Source organism: Streptobacillus felis, assembly GCF_001559775.1.
GTDB lineage: Bacteria > Fusobacteriota > Fusobacteriia > Fusobacteriales > Leptotrichiaceae > Streptobacillus > Streptobacillus felis.
Window position 1 is genome coordinate 1 of record NZ_LOHX01000045.1, and the last position, 279, is coordinate 279.

The 279-nt window shown below is 30.5% G+C and carries 1 pseudogene; it reads left to right on the forward strand.

The window, feature by feature from the left end:
- Positions 1–143: 143 nt before the first annotated feature.
- A pseudogene (locus AYC60_RS09250) lies at positions 144–272 on the forward strand (glutamine amidotransferase-related protein); the annotation flags it as partial.
- Positions 273–279: the final 7 nt, after the last annotated feature.

Below are 279 nucleotides of genomic sequence, written 5' to 3' on the forward strand. Positions count from 1 at the left end.
AAGATGCATATATAAGTATACATGAATCTATAAAACATGCTGGATTCTATTATTACTGTAAGGTTAAGATAGATTATGTAAAGGCTGAAAAAGTTGATTTAACAGAATTAAATAAATATGATGGAATTTGAGTTCCAGGAGGATATGGAGGACGTGGTAGAGAAGGTAAAATAAAGACTGTTAGATATGCTAGAGAAAATAAAATACCTTTCTTTGGAAGATGTTTAGGTATGCAAAGGGCAACTATTGAGTTTGCAAGAACTGTATTATGAATTACAG